Source organism: Edaphobacter aggregans DSM 19364, assembly GCF_000745965.1.
In the GTDB taxonomy this organism is placed as follows: domain Bacteria; phylum Acidobacteriota; class Terriglobia; order Terriglobales; family Acidobacteriaceae; genus Edaphobacter; species Edaphobacter aggregans.
On record NZ_JQKI01000352.1, the window covers coordinates 1 to 1,081 of the forward strand.

General features: G+C 52.2%; 2 protein-coding genes. One reads left to right on the forward strand and one right to left on the reverse strand.

The window, feature by feature from the left end:
- Positions 1–173: 173 nt before the first annotated feature.
- Positions 174–461 (reverse strand): hypothetical protein, encoded by a 288-nt coding sequence (locus tag Q363_RS41730; RefSeq protein WP_157468102.1) that lies wholly within the window; start codon positions 459–461, stop codon positions 174–176.
- A 228-nt stretch (positions 462–689) separates the two neighbouring features.
- On the opposite strand from Q363_RS41730, the gene Q363_RS47340 reads away from it, so the two are divergent.
- Positions 690–950, forward strand: a complete 261-nt coding sequence (locus tag Q363_RS47340; RefSeq protein WP_211256475.1) for a hypothetical protein — start codon at positions 690–692, stop codon at positions 948–950.
- Positions 951–1,081: the final 131 nt, after the last annotated feature.

Here is a 1,081-nt window from a genome sequence, read left to right on the forward strand (position 1 = left end):
CATGGGTACGCCGACCTGGACTATCCCGACCGATCAGCGTTGGTATTCGCGCCAGAACAAACAACCAGCGCAGAGGATGGCTTGTTGCAGGTGCGGGGTAAATGTCGGAATGATTGATGAGTGCTCCATCGTAGGCCTCGCCTGGGATAGCCGGCTTGAGTTTTCTCTCCTGTTCAATCTCGCGTTTGAACGACCTTCTCCCGACTCATACAAAATTCGTGTTGGAGGAGATGTATGCCGAGCTCGTCCTCCAGCTTCACCAGCAGTCGTTCAACCTGAAGCTGCTGTGCAGCGAGACCCTCCTTGAAAACCGGTCCTATCTTAATCATCATGCTTCCATCGGGACCGAGAATGTTTTGCCACTTATCACACAGCTCTAGAAGCCAGCCAACCCAACGATCAGGCGGGACATTACCGTCATAGACACACATTGATTTTTGAGTATCGGTGAGATAGCGCACAGACCGCAGGGCCCACTTCAGCCCATTGTGATTAGCGAATTTATCCTCAAGGTATATCCAGCGTTTGTAAGCTAACGATTCGCGGTAAGGTTCGTCCCATCGGGTTTATGAGACGACCGAAAAGGGCAAAATCACCAAATGTAAATCGGAGGCATCCATGCGCAGTTTATTAGTACCTTTCGCTCTCCTCGCTGCTCAAGCGGCGGCCCGCTCAGAAGGTCCGGCCAAGTGACAGGCTATTCGGAGACCAGCGACAGTCCTGCGCGTGCTTTCCTGTATAGCAAAGGCAAGATGTCGGATTTGGGCACATTGCCTGGCGGGTACAGGAGCGTTGGATATGCCATCAGCGGCGGTGAGAAAAGAGGAAAGAAGGAACGGGGAAGAGAGGACGAGAAGGCAGACACAGTCCAGGTCACAGGTTACGCAAACATTGCCCGGGGTCTTTTCTGTACAGGAACGGCACGATGTCCGATAAATGGAGAGTATTGACCGTAAATGCACCTTGATCAACTTCAACACGAAAATGTTCAGGTGGTCGGCAAGTTTGACCAGTCATCAGAGGAGCCTTCGCAGTTCGGCCATATCCACATAGGCGATCTGGTACAAAGCGAGGCTTACGA